Here is a 20,341-nt window from a genome sequence, read left to right on the forward strand (position 1 = left end):
TCACCAAACAACAGATTCAGGAAGCCCCCGTGGTGACAACAAAAATTATCCCGCCCGCAGAGGGCGCGTACACCTACCCACTGTTGATCAAAAGCCTGCTGCTCTCGGGCGCGCGCTACGCACCCGAGCAGGAAATCGTCTATGCGGACAAGCTGCGCTATAGCTATCGAACGCTGAACGAGCGCATCAAGCAATTGGCCAACGCGCTGACCAATGCAGGCGTCAAGGCCGGGGATACGGTGGCGCTGCTGGATTGGGACAGCCATCGCTATCTGGAGTGTTTCTTTGCCGTGCCGATGATTGGCGCGGTGCTGCACACGGTCAATATCCGTCTCTCCCCGGAGCAGGTTCTCTACACCATGAACCACGCCGAGGATGACCTGGTATTGGTGCACGATGATTTCCTGCCCTTGATCGAGCCGATTCATGATCAGTTGACGACCGTCAAAGGCTACATACAGCTCAGTGACATCAGCGCAGCACCGACCGGGCTGCCGGTGGTGGGGGAATATGAAAGCCTGTTGGCGCAGGCTGACTGTCATTTCGACTTCCCGGACTTTAGTGAGAACTCGGTGGCGACCATTTTCTACACCACCGGCACCACCGGGAATCCCAAGGGCGTTTACTTCACGCACCGTCAGTTGGTGCTGCATACGTTGAATGCCGTGGGCACCCTGGGCGTGTACCAGGGCTTGCCGTTGTTACGCTCGGACGATGTGTATATGCCCATCACGCCGATGTTTCATGTGCACGCCTGGGGCGTACCTTATGTCGCAACATTGATGGGCATCAAGCAGGTCTATCCGGGTCGGTATGAGCCCAATAGCCTGGTCAGGTTGTACCGTGAAGAGAAGGTCAGCTTTTCCCATTGCGTGCCCACGATTCTCCAGATGATCCTGAGTTGCGACGAAGCGGCCCGGACTGACTTCAACGGCTGGAAGATGCTCTTGGGCGGCAGCTCATTGACGCAGGGCATCGCGGCCCAGGCGACGGCACGGGGTATCCGCGTCCATAGCGGGTATGGGATGTCCGAGACCTGTCCGTTGCTGTGTGCGACGCACCTGAGTGAGGCCGAGCTTGAACTACCGGCGCAGGAGCAGGTGGCTGCGCGGATCAAGACCGGGATCGCGGTGCCGATGGTGGATCTGAAAATCATCGATGCCAGCGGCAACGACGCGCCTCACGATGGTGAGGCGCTGGGTGAGGTCGTGGTCCGTGCGCCCTGGTTGACCCAGGGTTACCTGAAGGAGCCGGAGCAGGGGGCGCAGCTATGGGAGAACGGTTGGATGCATACCGGTGACATTGCTTCTATCGACGCCCAAGGTGTGGTGGAGATCAAGGATCGGATCAAGGACGTCATCAAGACGGGAGGGGAGTGGATCAGCTCGCTGGAACTGGAAAGCCTGATCAGCGAACACCCGGCGGTCAGCTCCGTTGCGGTCGTGGGCATTCCCGATCCGCAGTGGGGGGAGCGGCCCATGGCGCTGCTGGTTTGCGAGCCTGGAAAGTACGTCGATAAACAGATGCTGGAAGCCCACCTGCAACAGTTTGTGGAGCTTGGCCGTATTAACAAATGGGCGATCCCCAAGCAGTTCAAATTCGTCGCCGAGATCCCGAAAACCAGTGTCGGCAAGATCAACAAGAAGCTGATCCGGGAAAACGAACTGTCCCGGTAAACCCTATTCAGGACGATTCAGTTCCAGTCAAAAGGCCCCGCTATCCGAGCGGGGCCTTTTCGTTTGTGACGCAGGGTAGCGGGATCGATCAGACGAATGGTGACGTTGTTCTGGTGATTGCGCTCGCCTCCAGAACCCGCGAAGCGAAGCAGGCCGAGGGTCGGCTGCCTGGTCGGGGGAGGGCCATGCCGACTTGGAAGGATTCAGGATTGTCATCAATAGCAAAGTGACTGTCGTCAAATGAAAAGCGCACCCGCAGGGGGGGCTTTAATGTCGGCCCTGTAAAGGCTTCTGGCGATTGAGCCAGTCGAGTCATCGAGCTGCCGTTTGAAACCGACACGCCCGACTGCTCCGCCTGATTCACGAGTTGCTTAGTCCACTAAGCAGGAGAATAACAAAATGATATTCGTGAAAAGTCTGCTGGCTGCTTCGCTCATCATGACACTGGCCATTGATGCTCAGGCGTCCGTATCGAGTCAGGACGCCGCCAGGTTGGGCACTAGCCTCACCCTGGTGGGGGCCGAAAAGGCCGGTAATGCCGATGGCTCCATTCCGGCTTATAACGGTGGTCTGACCACCGCTCCGGCCAGCTTCAAGACGGGCGATAGCATGCGTCCGGACCCCTTTGCCAGTGAAAAGCCGCTGCTGGTGATCAATGGCAAGAACGTTGACCAGTACAAGGGCATGCTCACTGCCACCACCGCGGAGTTGGCCAAGCGCTTCCCCAGCTACCGCATCGATGTGTATCCGACCCACCGCACGGCAGCACTGCCGCAGGCGGTGCTGAACAACAGCCGCAAGAATGCCACCGCCGCCAAGTCCCTCGAAGGCGGGCTGGCCATCGACAACGCACTGCCCGGGGTGCCATTCCCGATCCCGCAATCGGGCGCCGAGGCGATGTGGAACTTCCTGCTGCGCTACCAAGGCGTCAACATCAATTCCAAGTACGACTCCTGGAGCGTCGACTCGGCGGGCGTGCCGAGCCTGGCTGTCACCGGTGAGGCGTTCATCTCTTTCCCGATTTACGAAAACCTGTCGAAGCCTATCAACAACTCCGACATCTACTATCAGATGAAGCTGTCCTACACCGGCCCTGCGCGCCGGGCCGGCGAGTCGATCATGCTCAAGGACGCCGCCAACCCGGTGCAGCAGCCGGGCCGCGCCTGGCAGTACCTGCCTGGCCAGCGCCGCGTCAAACAGATATCGATCCTGGCCTACGACACGCCTAACCCCGGTACCGCCCATGCACTCGAACTTTACGACTGGACGCTGGTGGGCAAGCAAGAAATGATCGTGCCCTACAACACCTACAAGCTGACCTACGTTCGGGATCCCAAGTCGCTGACCACCCCCAACCATATCGCCCCCGACTTCGTGCGCTGGGAAAAACACCGCGTCTGGGTCGTGGAGGGCAACCTCAAGGCTGGCGCACAGCACATCTACCAGAAACGCCGCTTCTACCTGGATGAAGACAGCTGGGCCGCTCTGGCCTCTGATCAGTACGACGCGAGTGGCCAGCTTTACCGTGGTTCCTTCGCTTTCCTCAGCCAGAGCTATGACCAGCAGGTCCCGGACGCCACCCCTTTCATGACTTACGATTTGGCGCGCGGCTCTTACAACATCAATGGGGTGGTAGGCCCTCACGGCGGCATCAAGTACATCGAGCCGCTATCGATGGCGCAGTGGTCGCCGGAGTCCATGGCAGGTGCCGGCATTCGCTAAGCACAGGGTGACACAGTGCCCGTTCGGTCCACAGGCCTTCCGAGAGTGCGACCTGATGACTGTCGGTGTGGTGTCAAAGGGTAAGCGCCCGGCAAACTCACCTTCCTGATCCCAGCGCTTAGGGCGACGGTGTCCATATTTAAGTGGGCACCATTTTTAGCTTCAACTAGCGGATCGCCATGCACCAACGAACCTCTTATCCCAAACCCATCAAAGTCCAACAGTGCTTTAGGGTTTTTTTAGGTGTCGAGTCCGCACGCAATGGCCCAGTCCTTCGCGCTTTCGAGGCCTGATGAAAAATACCGCCCGACTGACCACACTGTTTGTTTTGTCGAATCTTTGGATGGCTCGAAAACAGCTGACGGGTAGCGGCGAGATGCGCGTGTAACAAGGTAGATCGGACCGTGAAGCTCGATTGCCCGGTTCAGCGACCATTTTTTGCGCTGAAAAAGCTGAAGTGGTTGCCATTTCGATCGGCAAGGCATTCGCCGCAAGTTATTCGAAGTTTCCCTAAATGGAAGTCTGATTTCATTCCACCACTACAATATGACGGACCGCATGAACATGAGAAAGTAGACACTCAATTTCATTGAGGATCACAACAATGACAACTTCTTCAACCACACCTTTTTCGCTGATTGACAGTAATACACTCGGGTTCAACGGGTATCCCTATGATGGTGCATCCGGCACTTATCTGCTCGGCAATGGTTATCGCGCTTATAACCCCCGACTCAGAACTTTCCACAGCCGAGATTCGCTCAGCCCATTCGGTGGTGCCGGTATTAACCGTTACCATTATTGCCACTTGGACCCCATCAATTTCACCGATCCTAGCGGTCATATAAACGCGTACTCAGGCGTAGGAATTGGCTTAGGTGTGCTGGGGGTTATTCTGGGGATCGTCACCTTCGGCGCAGCGATTGCCTTGATTGCCGGGGGCGCGGTCGTCGCTGGCGTAATTGGTGTTGTTGGCGGCGTACTGGGTATTGTTTCCGCAGCGACTGGGATTGCATCATCGGCTCTTGAGGAGAGCCACCCGGAGATTGCAAATTCACTGTTTTGGGTTTCGTTAAGTACTGGCCTCGCCTCTGCGGTGCTTGCGATGGGTAGTTACAATGCCCTGCGCGCCATGGGCCGGGCGGCAATGCGCGCTCCGGTGACGCTCACGCCGGGTTCAAGACTCATGCCGTTTGCAAGATATAAGCCGGGTGTAACAGCTTTTCCGGGTTCAAGAGCTGGGCAGGGCTCAAGACTTGTGCGTGGCACGGTGCCCAATTATTTCGGCAACACAAAAAACTCCCCCCTTGCTTCTCAGGGTGGCCGAATTAACACGAATTACCAGCTTGGTTTTGCTGCAGTCACTAGCTTACCTTATAAAGCATTTGCTAGCCTTGATAAAACAGTCAGGGCAATATTGGTAGGAGAGCTAATAGCCAGCGGTTCGATAGCTTTCTTTAGTGCTTGGATGATAAATAGGCATCAGCAATATTACCCTGAAGAATAGTTTTTGGTAAGCCGACGATCAAGGTGGCTTTTGCGCTGGCCAGACTTCGCTTCCTGGCCGAGTGGCGACAATATTCTCGATCCAAAACACGCACATTGATCTTTTGCAGTCGCAGAACTGCATGTGATTTCACTCATTAAAATAATGAGGTTCCTATCATGAGCACGACGCCTAACCTATTTTCGCAAGCGTTTAATTTTCCGCCGGTTTCTTCATCCATCAATGACAGAACCGGCGCGGTGGATATCTATTTCCCTTTGGGAAGCATCAGCAGTGGCTTGCAGTCGCCGGCATCTTTCACGCTGGCGCTCAATTACAGGCCTGGATCCCTTGTTTCTTCGTACGGATTTGGTGGTAATTGGATACCGAATACACCACGCATTGATTTTACCAACCAAATCATTTATTTGAGTAATGGGTTGGCGGAAAAATACACCGGTAATTACCAGCTGCAATATCATCGCCTCCAGGATATCAAGATCGAGGTGTTGCGTATTGATGAAACAACCCCGGGTGGTGGTGGGCTTGTTAGTTATAATAATTACATTGTTACCCATAAAAATGGTGTGATTGAATACTTTGATGAATTGGGCAAAATAACTCGCCTGGCGTCGGTAAGTGGGAATTATCTAGACTTTACGTATGAGGCAAACACCGGCAATCGTCCACGATTACTCAGGATTCAAGATCGGAATGGCAATTATATTGCTATCGACTGGAACGACGCCCCCAACCAGATAAACCCCCAAGACCAGATCATTATGGTCAGGCAGGTCATGGCGGATGAGACGAAAGTCACCAAAATTTACGGAACAGCGGGTGTTGGTACTATGCTTGTGAGGGGGATTTCACTGCCAAACAGCGAATCCGATCGTTACAAATTTGAATATACGGTATTGAATGGCTTGGCTTATATCAGCACATTCACTAATCCGAATGGCCAACTGCAAACGTTCAGCTATGGCACCGTGCCATACGCGAGCAACCAAACTATTCCAGTCGTGAATCAAGTGGATATCACCGGAGCCCGCACCGGTGATACAGGCAAGACCACGGTGAGGTATGAATACAGCAGCAATAACTTCACCGGTTACTCGTCCGGATCGACGATGCAGCCTGGAGTAGACAATTGCGTACTGCGCACCGATGAGTACACCTACGATGTCACCGAGAAACACGACGATATCAAGATCGTCAAAACGTTTAATCGGTTCCACCTTCTGGTGAGGGAAACAAAGAGCGCCAACAGCGTGAATGAGACGCTGGAAAAGCGCATTGTCACGTTCTCTTATCCGATTATTCCCACTGAGAATATTAATGAGCAGCGTGCAATCTACGCGCAGTGGGTGCGCAAGGAGACCGTATTCCAGGATGCCGCCGGCAGGCAGAGAAGCATCTTTCAAGAGCGAGCATTTGGCGAGTCCGGCAATTTGCTCTCCCAGCGCAGGACAAGCGGGATCATCGATGTATACACATATTATCCGGCAGCCGGTGCGGATGGCTGCCCGGCAGACCCGAATGGCTTTGTTAACTATTTAAAAACCGCATTCACCGCAGGTGGGGTAGATGGGGGTAGTCTCAAGATACTCACGCTGCGCTATCAATCGGTGCGGGGATTAAACTATCCGGCGCCGAAAAGCGGCATCCGGTCGTCGATCATGGTATTGCCGGAAAAGACGACGATCAATGACGTCGAAATAGAATCCAACGGCTATATGGCGTCCAACGGGAACAGCGATGCCGCTAGCCGCCCCTTTGTCGGCATGCCGTTATGGAAACAGGCGGCGTCTGGTGGTCAGACTTATAGAACATCTTTCGAATACACCAGTAATAATGGCCGCGCTACAGAGACGACAACATATGAATCGGTCGCGGGAGCCGTCACACTGAGAAAACAAGAAAGTAAGACTTTCAGCTTGTCTTCCGGTTTAGTGCAATCTGAAACCGATTTCAATGGTGCCGTCACCAATTACCAATATGATGCGCAGGGTCGTCTCACACAGCAAACCAATTACGCCGGCACGGATTGGGAGCAGACGGAAACGATTGCCTATGAGTCTTATCACTTCATCAGCGGTAGCTATAATTACCAAAACGTTGTGACCACAACCAAACCGGACGGCATACAGTATATCGACTACCTCGATTTCAATAACCAGCCCAGCTATTCCTTCGAAGCATTACCGCAAGCCGATCCGATGCTGGTCAAGAGCAGGCTGTATAACGCTGCCGGGCTGTTGGAAAGCGAGTCTTCTTACGATCTGGTGGTGTCGCTCTATGACGAACCGGAACTCATCACCACCACCACCAGCTATCTCTACCATTTGCGCAATCTGACCAGAAAGCGGTATGCCGATGGCACTGTAGAAAATTTCAGCAAAAATGCGGCGTTAAATACGGAAACCTTCCAGTATGACGCAGCGACGACCACCACCACTTATGACGATGCCGACAATATTTTGAAGATCGAGGTCAGGGCCAACAACGGCAATACCATATTGGCACAGCATACCTACGACGGCTTTGGCAGAAAAACGCAATCAATCGATGCCACCGGCGGCGTGACCCGGTATCGCTATGACATCTTCGACAGACTGACTGTCGAAACGGTAGAAAACACCGATGGCGGCGGTCGCATCGATACGAATAGTTATGTCTATTCCAGCGCGGTGCAAAGCATGACGCTGCCGATCTCGGTCACCAGCAAGACGACATTGAATAACATCGAAGACACGATTCTCTCTGAAACCCGCATGTATGACGGTTTCGGTCGACTGATCAAGCAGGGCGATCTGGAGTTTACCTACGCAAACGCTTACGATGAGCGCCCCTCGACAAGTGGCACTCCCGATGCCGTCATTACCGAGACCGTGGATCCCACGACGTTGTTGCCGAACACTGTTGCGCGTCGTGGACCCGGCGACAATGGGATGGATTTCAGCTACTTATATGAGAGGCCAAGCGGCTGGATGACACGGGCAACATCTTCGCAAAACAACGTACAACAGGCGCAATTCCAGTACACGTATAACGACCGCGGCCAAGTCAGTAACCTCACGTCTACTTATTATGATAATGGGGCGGTCGTATCGTTGGCAAAAACATTTTCAGCGAGCGGAGAACGTGTACTAACGGCTACTAACCATCTTGGAAAAGCACAGCGCTATTATTATTCTGCATCGTCGGGCAGGTTGAATAAGAAAACGTGCGATGATATTAATATAAGTATTGATTATTACGGCAAATATATTGGCCGCGTTACATTGAAATCGAGAAAATTTGGCAGCGCGCAAGTACCACTTCATTTTAGAGTGGATTTTCAACATAACGCCCACAAGCTTGAGACAAGGCGAATCACTAATTTCGTTGTTCTCAACGAAGTGACAAATGAAACCCGTGTCGTTTTGGATGTCACTAATCATTACGCTGAAAACGGCACATTGACGTCCAGAACCATCGTCAAGGACGGATCGAGTCGTTCTCCTGACGTCAATCAACGCTACAGCTATCAAGCGGCCTATGGCCATCTGAAAACATCGAATACATCTATCGGTACTGCCGAGGGTGTGTTGACGACCTATGATTTCTCTGGTGGTCTCAGGTTGAATACGGTGACAGAAGGGGAACAAACCCCGATCACGTATACCTACATCAACGATACGCCATCCAGGCTATCCGATGGCGTGACAACAACGGAGTTCAATCGCGACCTCAAGGGGAATATTACCAACAGCCCGCTTCCTGACAAATCGCTGACCTTCGATGCCGCAAACAGCCTGGTCAAATGTCAGTTGAACGGCCCTCGCACTTATCAATACCTGTATGAACCCTCCGGGCAACTCAGTCGAATCAAGAGTGATGCGGGTGACAGCATCATTTATCTCTATGACGAAGGAAAACTGATCGGCGAGATGAGTGGCGATACCAAAACGCTGTATCTGACAGTAGGCGACTTCATTATCGGTCGCTATATTTTGCGTGGTAGCACAGAGGAACTGGAATTGTATGGAACCGATTCGGCCGGTTCGGTGCGCTACGTCAAGCGGCTGGCGATTGGCGGCAGCGAGTTGTCGACGCAGTACTTCGACTATTCGGATTACGGCGTGCAAACGCCGGGATAAGTCGTGAAGGGAGGGCGCTGATTGAGTCTTGACCCCGCCTGTAAGTAAAAGCGCCGCTTACCCCAACATGGGAAAGCGGCGTTTTTCTTGGGCCTTGAAGGATTTGGAATAGGAACGGGTAAGAAGACGATGGAAGCGGCAATGCTCAAGGAGGCTGTGGAGATCACCCGGTCGCGAACGACTTCCGTCCTTGCAATCAGCGTGGAATGGGCCATAACTATTTGACAAGGCCTATCTCGGGAACGGACGAACCAGGGAGTAGAAGCTTGCGATGAGTTCCCGCTAGGGAGGCGTAGCGCTCTTCAAGGAGCACACCATGTTGCCGCCCGCGCCATCAGACAAGACAGCAACGCGCAGCCAGCTCGACGTACTGATCCGTGCCGGGCTGATCAGCGTACTGGCCTTTTTCTGCTTTCAGGTGTTCCAGCCGTTCCTCAACCTGATGCTCTGGTCGATTATCCTGGCGATCACCCTTTACCCGTTGCAAGGGATGTTGAAGAACCGGCTGGGTATCCGTGACGGGCTTGCGGCCAGCTTGATCATCCTGGTCGCTATCATCTTGCTGCTGGTCCCGGCCTACCTCATGGGCGCTTCGATCACCTCGTCCGTGGAGGGCGCCGTGACCTTGTTCAGGTCGGGTGACGTGCGTATCCCTCCACCGAACGACTCGATCGCCACCTGGCCGCTGATAGGACAGAACCTGTACGACTTCTGGCAGCATGCCTCGGACGATCTGACCAGTCTGTTGAGAAAGGTCATGCCCTACGTGCGAAGCGGGGGCCTCAGACTTCTGAGCAGGATGGCAGGTGTTGGCCTTGGTTTCCTGATGTTCATCGCCGCCCTGATCATCGCCGGAATTTTTATGGCCTACGGTGAGAATGGCAGCCGCAGTTCGGTGATGATCGCCTCGCGAATCTCCGGGCCGGACAAGGGACCGCAGATTGCCGCCTTGTGTACTGCCACTGTTCGAGCGGTCGCTCAGGGCGTGGTCGGTATCGCCTTCATTCAGATGCTGTTGGTCGGTGCCGGATTCGTAGTCAAGGGCGTGCCCGGCGCTGGTTTCCTGGCGCTGGTGGTGCTGTTGGTCAGTATTGTGCAGCTACCCAGCCTGGTGATCATAGTTCCGATCATCGGCGTGGTCTTTGCTCTCGAAGGGACCAATGCGGCCACCATTGCCTTCGCCATTTACAGCCTTGTCGCCTGCCAGACGGACAATGTGCTCAAGCCCCTGCTATTGGGGCGTGGCGTCAATGTGCCGATGCCCATCGTGCTGATCGGTGCACTGGGCGGCATGGTCACCGGGGGCATCATTGGGCTGTTCACCGGTTCGGTGGTGCTGGCGGTCGGTTATGAACTTTTCTGGCAGTGGGTCGAAGACTCGCAGCCAAACAGCGAGCCAGACGAGAAACCGAACGGATGAGGAGATTGCCCAGCCCGGTCCAGGCAGTGTTGCTTTCTGTTCTCGGGCTTGCCGGTTGCACACAACTGGGGCCGGACTTCCAGTCGCCACGCCCGGCCTGGGTCGAGAGCTGGAACAGCCCGGCGATAGAACAAGCCAGCGAGCAGCGCCCGCAACCCGACCTGCGCCAATGGTGGCAGGTGTTCAAGGATCCGAGCCTCGATACGCTGATCGCCGAGGCCGACACCCATAACTCCACGCTGGAAATTGCCGGACTTCGCGTGATGGAGGCTCGTGCTCAATTGGGTATCGCCCAGAGCGGGCGTTACCCGCAATTGCAGCAGGCGCGTGCCGACAGCCTGCGCCTGGATCGTCGTCAGTTTGGCGGCAGCAACCCGCAGGACCTGCATATCTGGCAATACAGCGCCGGCTTCGACATTGGCTGGGAGCTGGACTTCTGGGGGCGTTTCAGCCGTGCCATCGAGTCGGCCGATGCTGCCTACCTGGCGTCCCAGGACAACTATGAAGATGTGCTGGTCTTGTTGCGTGCCCAGGTGGCCACCACCTATTTCGCCTTGCGCACGAGTGAAGCCCGCCTGCGCATTGCCCGCGAGAACGCCAACCGGCAGAAGCGCAGCCTGGAGATTACCGAGCGATTGTTCAAAAGCGGCGAGAATGCCGAGCTGGACTTTCAGCAGGCCAAGGCGCAGTACGTGGCCACCCTGGCAACTATTCCCAATCTTGAAAGCCAGGTGCTGAGCACTCGCAATGCCCTCGCCGTGCTGATCGGGCACCCGCCGGGGCCATTGGAGCAGTTGTCGAAAACCACCGAGCTGGCGCCGCTGCCGGATCGCGCCATCCTGCAGGACGTGCCGGCCAACCTGCTGTTACGCCGCCCTGACGTACGTGCGGCAGAGCATGCGGTGGCGGCGCAATCGGCGCTCATCGGCGTGGCAGAGACCGATCTGTACCCCTCGCTGACCCTGCTGGGCAGTATCGGTTGGAGCGCCACGACGCTGAGCGGCGCTTCCAGCAACCTGGACCTCATCGCAGGTCCCAGCCTGCTGTGGAATGTGTTCGATTACGGCCGGATCAAGAACAACGTGCGGGTGCAGGATGCGCGCCTTCAGCAGCTGATCGAAGCCTACCGCGACGGTGTCCGTCAGGCGGCGCGCGAGGCCGATGATGCCGCCACGGGGCTGACTAAGGCGCTGGAAAGCGAGCGCTTGCAGGCTGAAGCGGCGCAGGCAGCGTTACGTTCGTTGACCCTGGCCAATGCGCAGTATCGTGAAGGCTTCGCGGACTTCCAGCGCGTGCTCGATGCCCAGCGCGAACTGTTCCAGCAACAGGACAACTATTTGGTTAGCCATGGTAATGCCGCGGGCAGCCTGGTCGCGCTGTACAAGGCGTTGGGTGGTGGTTGGTACAGCGAGCAGCCCAGGGTCAGGCAGGACACCCGCGAGCAGATGCGTCAACGAACCGACTGGGGCGACCTGCTGCACGACGCCGCGACTCCGTCCGTCAGGCCCGGGCAAACTCCGACAAGGTGACAGAACATGAGTGAACGAGCGCAACCCGACTCGCCAGAACCAGAGCAGGCCAAAGCACCTGCGGCGAAGGAAGACGATGCCGCTGGCAAGGGAATCAAGTGGGTGGCCATGCTGATCGTACTCAGTCTCGCCTGGTACTTAATGGCCGACCGCTTTACGCCTTACACCCAGCAAGCGCGGGTGCAGGCTTTCGTGATACCGGTGGCAGCAGAAGTGTCGGGGCGGGTGTCCAGGGTACTGGTGCGCAACAACCTGGACGTTAAAGCCGGAGACCTGTTATTTGAAGTGAACCCGCAGCAGTACCAGATCGCCGTCGACCGGGCCCGTGCCGATCTCGAAACGACGCGCCGACAGATCGGCGCGAGCACGGCCGGGATCGACTCGGCGCAGGCGACGCTGCGCGCAGCCCAGGCCGCTGAACTCAGGGCGCGCCAGGACAGCGACCGGCTGGAGCGTCTGTACCGCGATGACCCTGGCACAATCTCCCAGCGCCGGCTTGAGAGTGCGCAGGCCACCCGTCAGCAGTCCATCAGCCAGGCCCAGGCCGCCCGGGCCGAGGTGCAGCGCGCACGGGAACAGCAGGGCGGCAGCGAGGGGGAAAACGCCCAGATCCGCAGCGCCACCAGCTCGCTGGAAAAGGCCGAGCTGGACCTGGCCAATACTCAGGTGCATGCCCGCCTGGCGGGCCTCATCACCGACTTGCGTACGGAGGTCGGCCAATATACCGCCGCAGGAAATCCGGTGATGACCCTGATTGCCATCCATGACGTCTGGATCAGTGCCGACATGACCGAGAACAACCTGGGGCATGTCGAGCCGGGCACTCCGGTGTCTATTGTGCTGGACGCCTTGCCCGGCGAGGTCTTTGAAGGGCGGGTACGCAGCGTTGGCTATGGCGTCAGCGTCGGTCTGAACACGGCGCCCGGGACCCTGCCGAACGTGCAGAACAGCCGCGACTGGTTGCGTCCCGCTCAGCGTTTTCCGGTCATCATCGAGTTCACCCCGGGCGAACTGACTGACCTGCGCGGTTTACGGGTCGGCGGTCAGGCGGAAGTCATGGCGTTCCCCCGCCCGGGCAATCCGCTCAACCCGCTGGGTCGGCTGTTTTTGCGCCTGATGAGTTGGCTGTCGTATGCGTACTGAGCGCGATCCACGCAGCCAGCGCGCCTTGCGTCTAGCCAGTGGTACCGCGCTGTGCCTGGCCACGAGTTTCGGCCTGGACCTGCCAATTCCGTTTTTGGCCCCGGTGCTGGCCTTGCTCCTGCTGGCCCTGAGCAATCGGCGATTGCCGTTGAAGGCCGGACCGATGTTGGTGCTCATGGTCTTGCTGACCTCCAGTGTCGGCCTGCTGCTGATTCCCCTGCTGCGTCATGCCGCCTTGAGCGGGTTTTTGTTGGTCGGGCTGGGGCTGTTCCTGTGCTTTCGTTTCGAGCAGCTCGGCGGCAATGCGTTGCTGTCGACCTTGTTGGTGATCGGTCTGACGCTGGTCTCTGCTTCCGGCACCGCAAGCTTCACGTTGGCCCTGCTCGTGGTAGAGGCCCTGACCAAGGGCATGCTGCTGGCAGTCCTGTTCGTGATGCTGGGCCATTGGCTGTTCCCGGAGCCGATCGATACCCCGGCCGATCCACCGCGTCCCGCCTTGGCGCCGGCCGAGGCGGCATGGGTGGCCCTGCGTGCCACGCTGGTGGTGCTGCCGACTTTCCTCATGGTCCTGATCGACCCAGCCAGCTATGTACCGCTGGTCATAAAGTTAGTCAGCCTTGGCCAGCAGGTCAGCAGCACTAATGCCCGCGATGCTGGTCGCGAGCTGCTGGGTTCGACCCTACTCGGTGGTCTGCTGGCCATCCTGTTTTGGGGGGCACTGGGTCTCTTCCCCCACCTGTGGATGTTCTTCCTGTGGATGCTGCTGTTCTGTCTGTGGCTGGCGCGCAAGTTGTACGGTCTTGACCCGAGCCGGCGAAGTCCGGGATTCTGGTTGAGTACCCTGTCGACCTTGATCATCCTGCTGGGGCAATCGGTCCAGGACAGTATCGCCGGCAAGGATGTCTACAGTGCATTCGCCGTGCGCATGGGGCTGTTCATCGCGGTGACCCTGTATGCCTGCGGCGTGGTCTATGTGATCGATAATCTACGGGCTCGTCGACAACGGCGCGCCATTCGCGCCTGAGGTTCAAGCGGTATGCGGTAGTTCGCAGGTATAACGCTTCAGCGGCGCAGTACGACTACGCCGGCTATGGCTGACAGGATCGAACCGATCAGCACACCGACTTTGACTTCATCAACCAGATGAGGCGATTCAGGGAACGCAAGATTTCCAATAAAAAGACTCATTGTGAAACCGATGCCGCACAAGAGCGCGACGCCGTAGACCTGCATCCAGTTACTGCCCTCCGGTAACCTGGCCAATCCCAGACGAATGGCTAGCGCAGCCAAGAGGAAAATACCTATCTGTTTACCAACCAGCAGACCCAGTGCAACGCCCAGCGGAACTGGATCAACCAAATTCTCCATGGAGATACCAGCCAGCGAAACCCCAGCGTTGGCAAAGCCAAAAATTGGAACGATGGCAAACGCTACCAAAGAGTGAAGTTTTTCCTCCAGGAACAGCAGTGGAGATCGTGATTCCTCCTCCGGTTCGCCCATGGGGATACAGAGCGCCAAAGCAACACCCGCCAACGTAGCGTGTACCCCAGACTGTAGGACGAGGAGCCACAACAAGCCCCCCATCACCAGATAAGGAAGCAACCGTCTTACACCCAGACGGTTCATTGCAATGAGAGCGATCAGTGTGGCAAATGAAGCCAACAACATCGGCAGTGAAAGGCCCGAAGTATAGAAAACAGCAATAATCAATATCGCTGCAAGATCATCGATGATCGCCAAGGCTGCCAGGAAAATCTTCAGCGAAATAGGTACTCGCTTACCCAATAGCGACAAAACGCCTAAGGCAAACGCAATATCGGTGGCAGCAGGAATGGCCCAGCCGTTCAGGGTCTGAGCATTTCCCCAGTTAATCGCGATATAGATCAGTGCAGGGACTACCAATCCACCCAAGGCGGCAAGCCCTGGTAATGCACGCTGCCCCCATGTAGCGAGCCCCCCCGCAAGCACCTCTCTTTTGATCTCAAGACCAACCAATAGAAAGAAAACCGCCATCAGACCATCATTAATCCAGTGCTCGACTGACAGGCCCAACCAGACGCTATTCAAAAGTGCAAAATAGCCTCCAGAGAGTGGCGAGTTGGCAACAATCAGGGCCGCTGACGCTGCGCCCATTAGAACCAGACCGCCTGCAGATTCCGACGATAAGAATCGGGCCAGAATCGCAGCGGCCCTAGGTGTTTCAGCCATAGCGCGCTGCTTGGTCATCAAATTCCTCAGAGTTGCTAAAGAGGTAATGGGTTAACTGTAGTCGTCTAATGAATGACCAGACACCCATTCTTCACCCGTAGATGGGCAGTAGCAGGAACAACTTGATGACAACCGCATTCACGATGTCGATGAAAAACGCGCCCACCATCGGCACGACCAGGAAGGCAAGATGGGAAGGGCCGAACTGCGCCGTGATGGCTTGCATGTTGGCGATCGCCGTCGGCGTGGCCCCAAGGCCGAAACCGCAGTGCCCGGCTGCCAGCACCGCTGCATCGTAGTTGCTCCCCATGATCCGGAAGGTGATGTAAATGGCGTAGCCGGCCATCGCCAGCGCCTGCACAGCCAGGATCGCGAGAAGCGGCAGCGCAAGCGACGCCAGGTCACCCAGGCGCAGGCTCATCAGCGCAATCGCCAGAAAGAGCCCGAGGCTGACATTGCCGAGCAGCGACACTTCGCGCTCGAACACCTGATACCAGCCGCGTAGGGCGAGGCCGTTACGCAGAACAACGCCAACGAACAATACGCACACGAACGCCGGCAGCTCGAATGCGGTGTTGGCCAGCCATGAGGCAAGCGTCGAGCCGACAGCGAGGCAAATGGCAATCAGTGCCACGGTTTCAATAAAGACGTCCGCCGAGATCGGGCGAACGGCTTTGGGTTGCTCGAAAGCAGTCGCGCTTGCGATGTTGGATTGCGGGGTTGAGGTAAGGCCATGCCGCATGATCAGAAAGCGCGCGACCGGGCCGCCGATCAATCCCCCCAGTATCAGGCCGAACGTGGCACAGGCAATCGCAATCTCTGTCGCCGAGGCGAGCCCATGGCGTTCCGAAAACACGGCAGCCCAGGCCGCACCTGTGCCATGCCCACCCGACAACGTCACCGACGCCCCCAGCAGGCCGAGAATGCGCTCTTGCCCCAACGCCCAGGCAAGTCCAATGCCGAGCGCATCCTGCATCACGAGCAAGCCGACCACCGCACCGAGAAAAACCACCAGTGAACGTCCGCCAGCTTTGAGCCCTGCCAGGTCTGCGTTAAGGCCAATGGTGGCGAAGAACGTGAGCATCAGCGGCGCTTGAAGCGTTGTATCGAAACGCACGTCGATGTTGAAGGCGCGGCCTGATGCAAAAACCAGCAGCGCTACCAGCAGCCCGCCGACCACGGGTTCGGGGATGCTGTAGGTGCGCAATATTCGTACCCGAGCAAGGATCAGTCGCCCGAGAAGAAGAACGAGGGACGCGGCCATCAGCGTTTCCAGCGTGTCGAGGCGCACGATATTCCTCTCCCGTAGAGATAGATTCGTTATCTGCGCGCAGTCGGGCTGTCCTGGAATGAGCCGCCGCGAACCTGAGAAACAGATGACCGGTAACGCTCGATAGCATTGAGCCCACGCTCACGCCCCATCGCAGTTGCGAGAAATATTCGGGGCCTTTGAAAGCGGGGGAGAGCGTCCCCAGTGGCTGTGTCGAGTCGGGTGCAGTGGCCCGTCTCCAGATAATGATAGTGCACGTGCAGAGCTATTGATGCCGACGTCATTCCAATGCCGGTCAAACGCTGTACACGCGGCGACAAGAACCTCAGTCATCTGCTCAGGGAATAAATCGGTAACCAATACCGGTTTCGGTCACCAGGTGCCGTGGCTGGGACGGGTCGGCTTCGATTTTTTTGCGCAGCCCCCCCATGAAGACCCGAAGGTAAGGTGTATCGGTGGTGTGCGAAGGACCCCATACCGCTTTGAGTAGCTGCAGGTGTGTCAGCACCCGGTCCGGGTGCGAGCAAAGATGAACCAGCAAACGGTACTCCAGTGGTGTCAGGTGCAAAGGGGCGCCGGCACGCTCCACGACGCGTCGATCCAGATCGATTTGAATGTCGGAGAAGCTCAGCACTGCGTGGTTCTCGGCATCTTTCACGCGCCTGCGTAACAGGGCACGGACACGGGCGAGCAGTTCTCCGGTGCCGAAGGGTTTCACCAGGTAGTCGTCAGCCCCGGTGTCCAGGGCCAGAATTTTGTCGGATTCCGCGCCGCGGGCAGACAAGACAATGATCGGCACCTCTGACCAACTCCGTACGTCCCGGATCAGGTCGACGCCGTCACCGTCGGGCAGTCCGAGGTCGAGCACGATCAGATCCGGCCGGCGCGTTCCAGCGTCGATCAGGCCTCGCTGAAAGGTCTCGGCTTCATGCACTTCCAGGCCATCGGCTTGCAGGGCCATCCGCACAAAACGGCGGATTTCCTTCTCGTCTTCAATCAGCAGGACACGCAGCACCGGCTCGCTCATGGTTGGTCCTCGTCAGTCTGCTGCGCAAACGGCTCGATCACCGGTGGCTCTTCACGGGGCAGACGTAACGTGAAGCGCGCACCGCCTTCCGGGCGGGTGATACCGAGCATGGTTCCCCCATGAGCCTGGGCAATGGCCCGGCAGATGGCCAGACCCAGTCCGACGCCGGGAATCGAGCTTTCCTTCTTGCCACGCATGAACTTGCTGAAGATCGCCTCTTCGTGGCCGTGGGGCAATCCTGGCCCCTCATCGGCGACCCATAATTCGATGTTGTCGGGCGTCGCAACGGCCCCCAGGCTGATGGCGGTGTCAGGCGGTGTGTACTTGACGGCGTTCTCGATCAGGTTGATGAGAATGCGCTCGATCAGTACGGCGTCGATGCGCACCGGTGGCAAGTCATCATCCAGGGCGACGTGCACCGAACGTCCTCCCAGAATCGGTTGGATGGCTCTCAGGGCGCTACCGACCACGTCTTCGATGGGTTGCCACTGACGATTCAGCACCACCTTGCCGGATTCGAGGCGAGCCATGTCCAGCAGGTTGTTGACCAGTGTGTTCATGCGCAGTGCAGATTCACCCACCGCCGTGGCGATCTCGGCGGCGTCTCCGGTCAAGGGTGGCCTGGTCAGTTTGAGCGCTTCGGCGAGCCCGACCATGACCGACAGCGGCGTGCGCAGGTCGTGGGAGATGGCTGACAGTAACGAGTTGCGCAACCGCTCGGACTCCATCTGAACCGTCGTGTCCTGGGCCACATGGATGTAGTGAATCCGTTCGAGCGAGATGGCCAGCAACGACGCACAGGTATCGAGCAGGCGTCGCTGTTCCGGCACCGCCAGCCGTGTGGTGTCCAGTGGCTGCACGGCCAACACCCCGCGTACCCGCATGGGGGCCGACAAGGGCAGGTAGAGCGTGGAACTTGAGGGCAGGGTGTCGGTGCCGTAGCCGGCCGGCTCGGTTTTATCGAACGACCATTGGGCAATGGCAAAGTCGACTTGCGGTGCATCCCCCGTGACCAGTGGGGCTTGTAGTTTATTGTTGTCGTCAGCGACCAGCAGTGCCGACCTTGCGCCAAACTCGGCGGACAGAAAGCGTGCGCCGATTTCGGCGACCTGCTCGGTCAGCAGCGCGGCGGACAATAAACGCGACATCTCGTACAGCGCCCGCATGCGGTCTTCGCGCCGTTGCGCCACCCGCGCCTGGAAGGTCAGGCCGGCGGTCATTTGCCCGATCACCAGGGCGACAACGAGCATGACGCTGAAGGTCACCAGGTACTGGACATCGGAAATGGCGAAAGAAAAGCGCGGCGAGACAAAGAAAAAGTCGAAGGCACCGACTGACACGAAGGCCGCCATCACGGCCGGGCCACGACCGAAGCGCACCGCGACAGCGACGACCGCCAGCAAGAAAATCATGACGATGTTCGCCTGCTCCAGTAGCCCGGCCAGAGGCAAGGCAAGCAGGGTCGTTACCGCGCAGAGTACCGCGCTCCAGATATAGGGCTGCCACGTGATCGGGCTTTCGCCGACGGTGGCCGTGCTCTCGGCTTGCGGGCGGCTGCTGCTTGGCAGCGAGACCTGAATCACGTCGAGATCAGCGGCCAGTGCTCCAATCCGATCCGCCAGCACCCGTCGCCAGAGTCGGTGACGCGGACGTTCGTCACGGCCCAGCACGACTTTGGAGAGGTTGTACTGCCGTGCGTACTTGACCAGTGTTTCGGCAATGTCCTGGCCGGCCAGGGTCGCGATTTGCGCGCCCATGTTCTGGGCCAGTTTCAAGGTCGCCAGCACGCGACGGCGCTTGGCTTCCGGCAGGCGCTGCAAGGCCGGGGTTTCGACATACACAGCGTGCCACGGCACGCTGAGTTGAGCGGCCAGCCGTGCCGTCGAACGTACGGTTTTTTCTGCCTGTTCATGAGGACCTATGCAGGCGAGTAGCGACTCGCGGGTGCCCCAGACCGGTTTGACCGCGCTGCTCTTGCGGTACTGCAACATCTCGCTGTCGACGCGATCGGCCGTTCTACGCAGCGCCAGTTCGCGCAAGGCGATCAGATTGCCTTTGCGAAAGAAGTTCTGCACCGCGCGCTCGGCCTGTTGCGCCATGTAGACCTTGCCTTCCTTCAAGCGCTGCAACAGGTCATCGGGCGGCAAGTCGACGATGACCACTTCGTCGGCGGTGTCGAAAACATGATCAGGCACGGTCTCCCAGACCCGAATGCCAGTGATGCCGCCGACAATGTCGTTCAGGCTTTCGAGGTGCTGAACGTTCATGGTCGACCAGACGTCGATACCGGCACTGAGCAGCTCCTCCACATCTTGCCAGCGCTTTGGGTGCCGGGAGCCGACGACATTGGAATGGGCCAGTTCATCGATCAGGATCAAGCCCGGTTTGCGCGCGAGTGCGGCGTCCAGATCGAACTCGGTCAGTGTGCGGTTCTTGTCGACGACTTGCCTTGGAGGCAGTTGTTCAAGCCCCACTGTCAGGGCCAGGGTTTCGGCGCGACCGTGAGTCTCGATCACGCCAGTCAGCACATCGATGTTCTGTTGTTTCGCTGTCTGGGCAGCGGCCAGCATCGCGTAGGTCTTGCCGACACCGGCACTGGCGCCGAAAAAAATCTTCAGCCGACCGCGTTTGGCTTGCGCTTCGTCTTCGCGAATCTGTGCCAGTAGCTGGTCCGGGTCAGGACGTTCTTCGGCCATCAAGCTCACCGTGTGTGAGTTA

General features: G+C 57.6%; 12 protein-coding genes and 1 pseudogene. 9 read left to right on the forward strand and 4 right to left on the reverse strand.

Annotation, left to right across the window (positions count from 1 at the left end; genetic code table 11):
* The first annotated feature begins 29 nt into the window (after positions 1-29).
* The 9 genes and pseudogenes from NTD87_RS25295 (at position 30) to NTD87_RS25335 (ending at position 14,142) form a co-directional block, all read left to right on the forward strand.
* Positions 30-1,676, forward strand: coding sequence for a fatty acid--CoA ligase (locus NTD87_RS25295; protein ID WP_262117030.1), 1,647 nt, complete (start codon positions 30-32; stop codon positions 1,674-1,676).
* Positions 1,677-2,075: 399 nt separating this feature from the next.
* On the forward strand, positions 2,076-3,398 hold the full coding sequence (locus NTD87_RS25300) for a DUF1329 domain-containing protein (protein WP_262116915.1): 1,323 nt from the start codon (positions 2,076-2,078) through the stop codon (positions 3,396-3,398).
* Between the two features lie 277 nt (positions 3,399-3,675).
* Positions 3,676-3,786: pseudogene (locus tag NTD87_RS25305) on the forward strand (IS5/IS1182 family transposase); the annotation flags it as partial.
* A gap of 216 nt (positions 3,787-4,002) precedes the next feature.
* Positions 4,003-4,905, forward strand: coding sequence for an RHS repeat-associated core domain-containing protein (locus NTD87_RS25310; RefSeq protein WP_262116916.1), 903 nt, complete (start codon positions 4,003-4,005; stop codon positions 4,903-4,905).
* Between the two features lie 158 nt (positions 4,906-5,063).
* Positions 5,064-9,026 (forward strand): RHS repeat protein, encoded by a 3,963-nt coding sequence (locus tag NTD87_RS25315; RefSeq protein WP_262116917.1) that lies wholly within the window; start codon positions 5,064-5,066, stop codon positions 9,024-9,026.
* Between the two features lie 316 nt (positions 9,027-9,342).
* Entirely contained in the window at positions 9,343-10,446 is a 1,104-nt protein-coding gene (locus NTD87_RS25320) for an AI-2E family transporter (protein WP_262116918.1), read from the forward strand.
* Positions 10,443-11,975 (forward strand): efflux transporter outer membrane subunit, encoded by a 1,533-nt coding sequence (locus tag NTD87_RS25325; RefSeq protein WP_262116919.1) that lies wholly within the window; start codon positions 10,443-10,445, stop codon positions 11,973-11,975. Before NTD87_RS25320 ends, NTD87_RS25325 begins: the two co-directional genes overlap by 4 nt.
* Before the next feature lie 6 nt (positions 11,976-11,981).
* Positions 11,982-13,118 (forward strand): HlyD family secretion protein, encoded by a 1,137-nt coding sequence (locus NTD87_RS25330; protein ID WP_262116920.1) that lies wholly within the window; start codon positions 11,982-11,984, stop codon positions 13,116-13,118.
* Positions 13,108-14,142, forward strand: a complete 1,035-nt coding sequence (locus NTD87_RS25335; protein ID WP_262116921.1) for a DUF2955 domain-containing protein — start codon at positions 13,108-13,110, stop codon at positions 14,140-14,142. The genes NTD87_RS25330 and NTD87_RS25335 overlap by 11 nt, the downstream gene beginning before the upstream one ends.
* A 38-nt stretch (positions 14,143-14,180) precedes the next feature.
* On the opposite strand, the gene nhaA is transcribed toward NTD87_RS25335, so the two are convergent.
* From nhaA to kdpD, 4 genes are all read right to left on the reverse strand, one after another.
* A complete protein-coding gene (nhaA, locus tag NTD87_RS25340; protein ID WP_262116922.1) occupies positions 14,181-15,344 on the reverse strand; it encodes a Na+/H+ antiporter NhaA in 1,164 nt (387 codons plus the stop codon).
* 73 nt (positions 15,345-15,417) lie between these two features.
* Positions 15,418-16,620 (reverse strand): sodium/glutamate symporter, encoded by a 1,203-nt coding sequence (gltS, locus tag NTD87_RS25345; RefSeq protein ID WP_262117031.1) that lies wholly within the window; start codon positions 16,618-16,620, stop codon positions 15,418-15,420.
* Between the two features lie 313 nt (positions 16,621-16,933).
* Positions 16,934-17,623, reverse strand: coding sequence for a two-component system response regulator KdpE (gene kdpE / locus NTD87_RS25350; protein WP_262116923.1), 690 nt, complete (start codon positions 17,621-17,623; stop codon positions 16,934-16,936).
* Entirely contained in the window at positions 17,620-20,319 is a 2,700-nt protein-coding gene (kdpD, locus tag NTD87_RS25355; RefSeq protein ID WP_262116924.1) for a two-component system sensor histidine kinase KdpD, read from the reverse strand. The genes kdpE and kdpD overlap by 4 nt, the downstream gene beginning before the upstream one ends.
* Positions 20,320-20,341: the final 22 nt, after the last annotated feature.

Source organism: Pseudomonas sp. 6D_7.1_Bac1, assembly GCF_025465945.1.
Taxonomy (GTDB): Bacteria; Pseudomonadota; Gammaproteobacteria; order Pseudomonadales; family Pseudomonadaceae; genus Aquipseudomonas.

Bases quoted from the DNA above. Each gene is read 5' to 3' on its own strand.
- NTD87_RS25300 (WP_262116915.1), top strand. From the start codon at position 2,076: ATGATATTCGTGAAAAGTCTGCTGGCTGCTTCGCTCATCATGACACTG.
- NTD87_RS25310 (WP_262116916.1), top strand. From the start codon at position 4,003: ATGACAACTTCTTCAACCACACCTTTTTCGCTGATTGACAGTAATACA.
- NTD87_RS25315 (WP_262116917.1), top strand. From the start codon at position 5,064: ATGAGCACGACGCCTAACCTATTTTCGCAAGCGTTTAATTTTCCGCCG.
- NTD87_RS25320 (WP_262116918.1), top strand. From the start codon at position 9,343: ATGTTGCCGCCCGCGCCATCAGACAAGACAGCAACGCGCAGCCAGCTC.
- NTD87_RS25325 (WP_262116919.1), top strand. From the start codon at position 10,443: ATGAGGAGATTGCCCAGCCCGGTCCAGGCAGTGTTGCTTTCTGTTCTC.
- NTD87_RS25330 (WP_262116920.1), top strand. From the start codon at position 11,982: ATGAGTGAACGAGCGCAACCCGACTCGCCAGAACCAGAGCAGGCCAAA.
- NTD87_RS25335 (WP_262116921.1), top strand. From the start codon at position 13,108: ATGCGTACTGAGCGCGATCCACGCAGCCAGCGCGCCTTGCGTCTAGCC.
- nhaA (WP_262116922.1), bottom strand. From the start codon at position 15,344: ATGACCAAGCAGCGCGCTATGGCTGAAACACCTAGGGCCGCTGCGATT.
- kdpE (WP_262116923.1), bottom strand. From the start codon at position 17,623: ATGAGCGAGCCGGTGCTGCGTGTCCTGCTGATTGAAGACGAGAAGGAA.
- kdpD (WP_262116924.1), bottom strand. From the start codon at position 20,319: ATGGCCGAAGAACGTCCTGACCCGGACCAGCTACTGGCACAGATTCGC.